Source organism: Pseudomonas sp. P5_A2_2 (assembly GCF_054177685.1).
In genome coordinates this window covers 1-5,432 of record NZ_JBGCUL010000267.1, presented here as the reverse complement: position 1 = coordinate 5,432, position 5,432 = coordinate 1, and the positions used below count along the sequence as shown (strand labels likewise).

General features: G+C 60.0%; 6 protein-coding genes. 1 reads left to right on the top strand and 5 read right to left on the bottom strand.

The annotated features are described in order from the left end of the window. From pqqF to ACXRVY_RS15865, 4 genes are all read right to left on the bottom strand, one after another. Positions 1-1,205, bottom strand: a 1,205-nt coding sequence (pqqF, locus tag ACXRVY_RS15880; RefSeq protein WP_458237721.1) for a pyrroloquinoline quinone biosynthesis protein PqqF, incomplete at its 3' end; no start/stop codon positions are given. 38 nt (positions 1,206-1,243) lie between these two features. Next, entirely contained in the window at positions 1,244-2,038 is a 795-nt protein-coding gene (locus ACXRVY_RS15875; protein ID WP_223456916.1) for a carbon-nitrogen hydrolase family protein, read from the bottom strand. 12 nt (positions 2,039-2,050) lie between these two features. Continuing rightward, the gene (locus tag ACXRVY_RS15870; protein WP_223456918.1) at positions 2,051-3,733 is read right to left on the bottom strand and encodes a flavin monoamine oxidase family protein; all 1,683 of its coding nucleotides are present in this window, start codon (positions 3,731-3,733) and stop codon (positions 2,051-2,053) included. 222 nt (positions 3,734-3,955) lie between these two features. Further along, entirely contained in the window at positions 3,956-4,417 is a 462-nt protein-coding gene (locus tag ACXRVY_RS15865; protein WP_007980298.1) for an Lrp/AsnC family transcriptional regulator, read from the bottom strand. A gap of 129 nt (positions 4,418-4,546) precedes the next feature. Here ACXRVY_RS15865 and ACXRVY_RS15860 point away from each other — a divergent pair, with 129 nt between their 5' ends. Then, complete coding sequence (locus ACXRVY_RS15860) at positions 4,547-5,227, top strand: zinc metalloprotease (protein WP_223456920.1); 681 nt, start codon at positions 4,547-4,549, stop codon at positions 5,225-5,227. Between the two features lie 91 nt (positions 5,228-5,318). On the opposite strand, the gene ACXRVY_RS15855 is transcribed toward ACXRVY_RS15860, so the two are convergent. Further along, the coding region (locus ACXRVY_RS15855; protein ID WP_458237722.1) for a DUF3077 domain-containing protein at positions 5,319-5,432 on the bottom strand (114 nt) is incomplete at its 5' end.

The window sequence follows — 5,432 nt, the reverse complement described above, 5'->3', positions numbered from 1 at the left end:
GGCAAATGCCAGGGGCCGCTGAAGTTATCCACAGCACCGATTTGTTTGAGGACTTGCTTGAGGGCCGTAACGCCTTGGTCAGATAACCCGACTTCGCGTTGTTCGCTGTCCAGTCGGGCCAGTTGCAAGGCGCTGCTGACTTGCTGTTGGCGCTGGAGCAGGGTTGCGTATTCTTCGCGCAATCGGCTCCAGTCTTGCCTGGCGAAGAAGCCCAGCCAATCCATCAGCCGCTCGCGAATCCCGGTTGCCAAAGAGTTGGCGGGCAATGTGAACTCGAAGTGCAGTAAGGCTTGCCCGGCGAATTGATACAGCGACTCGGCCTTCAGTTTTTCGGCCAATCCACGCTCACGCAAATCCGCCAGCAAACCGCCCGGTTTCTCGGCGTTCAGCCAGTGACACAGAAAACCCAATGCTTCGGCGGCGCAGTCGGGTAGCGCCTGGAGGGCAAACAGCAAATCCAGTCGGCGCTCGCCAGCCTGTTGATAACTGGCGTTTGAGGTCGCCATCAGCGGTGCCGGGGATTGTTGCGTGGCCTTTTCACCGCCGGCAATGACGCTGGCAAATGTCTCGGCCAAAGCTCTTAGTTCATCGAGGCTCTGCGGCCCGGCCAGGCTCAAGGTCATCTGCCCGGTCTGGTAAAACCGCTGATAAAAATCCTGCAATGCCTGCTGAAATTCGGGTTGCGACACCGGGAGGCTGTCGCGATTGCCGGCATGGAAGCCGCGCAGCGGATGAGCCTCAGAAAGCCCATCGAACAACGCCCGCTGTTGTTGCGCCACTGGATCCTGCGACCAGGCGACAAACTCCGCCTGCAACACTTCCCGTTCCCGCTGCTGATCGTCCGGATTCATACGCGGATGGGCGAGCATGTCTGACAGACGCTCCAGCCCACCGGCAAACGCCTGGGGTGGCAGTTCGAAAAAATAGTCCGTGGTGCGTTCGCTGGTTCGCGCGTTTACCTGGCCGCCATGACTCTGGACGTAGGCCATCAGCCCTTGCCCGGCAGGAAAACGCTCAGTTCCCAGAAACAACAAATGCTCAAGAAAATGCGCCAGGCCGGGCCACGCCAGCGGCACATCATGGCTGCCCGCGGCGACCCGCAAGGCTGCTGCGCAGCGTTTCAAATTCGGGGCATGACGCAGCGTCACCCGCAGGCCGTTGGCCAGGGTTTCAGTGTGGGGGCGAAGGGGATTCAGCGCGGGCATGGGCACTTCCAGAACAGTGAAGTGCCAATGCTAGCGGATTAGGACTTGTTCAGCTCGCCGTAAAGCTCGGGACGACGATCGATCAGGTAGCGATTGGCGGCGCGGGAGTCGACCATCAACTGACGATCCAACTCACCGACAATCAATGCTTCATCAAGGCCTGCCTGAGCGATACGGCTGCCATCCGGAGCGGCGATGCTGCTCTGGCCGCAATAATGGATGTCGCCTTCATGGCCGCAGTAGTTGGCGTAAGCCACATAGCATTGGTTTTCGAAGGCGCGGGAGCGCACGGTGACATCGGCGACGAAATCGAACGGAATCATGTTCGCGGTCGGCACCAGGATCAGCTCGGCACCGGCCAGGGCCAGGCGTCGGGCGTTTTCCGGAAACTCCAGGTCGTAGCAGATCAGAAAACCGAGTTTCCAGCCGTTGAGCTCAACGATGGGAAACTCGTCGGAACCTGCGCTGAACATCGAGTGATCCAGATCGCCGAACAGATGGGTCTTGCGGTAGTTGCAGATGCGCTCACCGTTAGCATCGATCAACTGCACGGCGTTGTAGATCTGCCCGTCGGCGGTGCGCTCCGGGTAGCCATACAGGATGGCGATCCCGGCTGTCTTGGCAATGCGCGCGATCTGCTGCGCCGACTCACCGTTATGCACCTCCGCCAACACGCTGACGGCATCGACGCCGATGTTGTAGCCGGTCAGGAACATCTCCGGCAGCACCAGCAGATCGGCGCCTTTTGCCTCCAGCGCAAGCTGCTGCACGCGCTGCAGGTTGCCGGCGACATCCAGGGGCAGTGGTGGACATTGGTAAAGGGCTACGCGCATTTCGGATTCCTCTTACTCGGGCAGGGCGATCGGTCCGATCTCGTTGAACACATCTCCTGGACCCGGATTCTCGGCGTGAGTTGCACCGCCGAAGTGTTTCATGATGCCCCACACCGCGTTGAGCGAGGTCTGCACCGCGCCCTCAACCCAGGCCGGCGTCCACGAAACGTCGTCACCGGCGATGAAGATCCCGCGCTGCTCGGCAGGCATGTCGTCCTGCATGAAGTGCGCGTACATGCGCTGGTTGTAGCGGTAATGGCCGGGCAGGGCGCCTTTGAATGCACCGAGGAAATGCGGGTCGGCTTCCCAGGACACGGTGATCGGGTCGCCGATGATCCGCGCTGCAATGTCGACTTTCGGGTAGATCTTCTTCAGCGCATCCAGCGCCAGTTTCACGCGTTTTTCCACCGGCTGTGGGAGCATTTTCAGCGCGTCGCTCATCCACGAGTACGAGAGGCAAATCACGCCGGGTTTGTCGTCGCCGTTGTCGAACAGGTAGGTTCCGCGGGTCAGGCGATCGGTGAGGGTCATGCTCATCAGGTCGCGGCCGGTTTCCGGATCCTTGTCCTTCCAGAACGGGCGGTCGACCATCACGAAAGTCTTCGACGACTGCATGTAGCGGGTGCGGTCCAGGGCCATCCACATCTTTTGCGAGAACAGGGTTTCGTCGCACTCGATCTGGGTGGTCAGCAGCCAGCTCTGGCAGGTGGTCAACACGGCGGCGTATTCGCGGGTGTCGCCCCAGTTGTCGGTGACGGCGAAACGGCCGCCCGGCGCGTGGGCGATCTTCTTCACGCCGGTACGCGGTGCGCCGTTGTGCAGGGAGCTGAGGCTGGTGCCGGCCGGCCAATGCGCGCAACGATCCGGCACGTGGCGCCAGATGCCCTGTGGCACCTGTTCTACACCGCCGACCACCAGATGCTGATGGTCGTCGCAGTTGGTCATCACCACGCGGAAAATTTCCAGCATCGAGTTGGGGAAGTCCGAGTCCCAGCCGCCGGTGCCGAAACCGACCTGGCCGAACACTTCGCGATGATGGAACGAGAGCTTGGCGAATGCCTTGGAGGTGGCCACGAAATCGTAAAAGGTGCGGTCGTCCCACAGCGGCACCAAGGTGTTCCACAGCTCTTTCAGGCGTGGAACATCACGATCACGAATGGCTTGCTGGATATCGGAGAACTGCGAACCGGCTTCCAGGGCATCGGCCCAGGCGTCAGCCACTTCCTGGAACAGTGCAGGAAGGTCCGACAGCTTCTGTGCGTAATGGGTCTGGCCTTCGAGGTCGATCACCGTGCTGCCCGACGCGGGCGTCAGCGGGTTAGGGAAAGGTTTGGTTTCAAGACCCAGCTTGTCGACGTAGTGATAGAACGCGGTGGACGACACCGGGAAACGCATCCCGCCCAGCTCGGCAACGATGCCTTCGGCGCCATTGAACGCTTGGGAGCGCAGGCGGCCGCCCATTTTCGAGGCTTCGTAGACGACCGGTTTCAGGCCCAGCTTCATCAGCTCATACGCCGCCACCAGACCCGCGATCCCACCGCCGACAATCGCCACTTCGGCACCGTGATTATGCTCGGGAATGCTACCCAGACCGGCCGGATGCTCAATCCAGTCGTCGAAGGCGAAAGGAAAGTCCGGGCCGAAAATGGTGACTGGCTTCTTACCGTCTGCAGGATGGCGATTGTTCTTGTTCATGGCTGACCTTACTGGCGACCCGACGCGGAATGCGCATCTGAGTATAGGAAAAGATGCCAGCCATTCTAGAGAGCACAGAACACGTTAATAAGACGCAAAGTGTCGTCGTTTTGCCATTTTATTGGTCAATATGACGATCTGGTAATACACACTGTCCCCTGTGGGAGCGAGCTTGCTCGCGATAGCGTCAGTTCAGTCACCGATGAACCCAGGCCTGAAAACTCAAACCGGCTGYCCCCGATCAATCTTGCTGCTCAAGATGATCGAGGTCGTGGTCTTCTCCACCCCATCCACACTGCCAATCTGATCCAGCAACTGATCCAGCTGCTCCGGTGAATCGGTGCGCAACCACGCCACATAATCAAACTCGCCACTCACCGCACACAATTGCTGCACCTGCGCCATTGCACTCAGGCGTCGCAACACCTCCTTGCCGGAACGCGGTTGCACAGTGATCCCGACATACGCCTGCAGCCCGCCATCCACCACCCGCTGACCGAGGCGCACACCGTAGCCGGTGATCACTTTGGCCTTTTCCAGCCGCGCCAGACGCGAGGTGACCGTGGTACGGGCGATGCCCAACTGCCGGGCAAGCATGGCCACGCTCTCGCGGGCGTTGATCTGCAGGGCTGCGATCAGTTGGCGATCGATTTCGTCGAGAACAGGGGGGCGAGTGTCGGGCAACGGCGTGGCTCCAGAGGCATGAATCAATGGTCAAGCATGTTACAGGCTCGTTCGACGCGACGCTTGTGGCCGAAAGAGAGGGGGGCAATCGACTAAGATTGATGCAGTCGAGGGTGAGAGGCCAAGGACATGACAACAAAGCTACCTGCTGCTGTGCGGGACCGTGCATTGCAGATCGCCCATCACGAAATGGGGCACTACGTGGTGGCCCGCGCCCTGGGATTTGAAACGGGCGGCGTGACGCTGACAGTGACCAAGGATTTGCGGCACCAGGGAGGGGCCTCCATTACCTTGGTGCGCCCAATTTCGTCGATGGAAGCCATGAAGGAACATCTGGAAGCCCGGATGATGGTGCTCCTGGCTGGCGCAATGGCGCAGACCCTGCCTTCAAAGCCTTCAGCCGCAAAACGCGTCGACAAGCGCAAAGCCGCTGCCATCCTCAAAGGCGAGCAAGGGGCGGAACAGGATTACGCAAAAATCAGGGAGCTTCAGCATCTGCTGCGTAACATCGCCTATCCCGATACCGATCCAGCGTCGTCTGAACGCATAACGGCGCAGCTCAAAGCGATGGCTGATCGGGTGTGGGGTCGGACGCAAAAAATCATCGAGGATCAGGCCGGGACGATTGCCGAATTGGCTGTGGCGCTGGTGGACGGTATGGCTCTAGTGGAGCAATGGGGGCGGGCGGCGGATACGTATGAGGTCGTGTTGACGGGGCAGATGCTGGAACGGCTGCGGGCAGTGCAGGCCATACCTTCGTTACGTGTTTGGACTGACAGCTGCAGCGATGTCGTTCAGCACTGGAGGTAGCGAAGGGCGAAAAGTCTGGTGCTATCAGTCCCAAAAAGGGAACGCTCGGYCCCTTTTTGGGACTTTTCAGGCTGCGTGATTACGCGTTGTTCTATCGATCTGCTTCAGCTCTCGTTTGAACAGACCGCCGCGTCAGCACTTTCGCCACATCATCAATCACCGCTTTGCTCATCGTCGTCAGGTAATGCGCGGCCCAGGCGTGGCG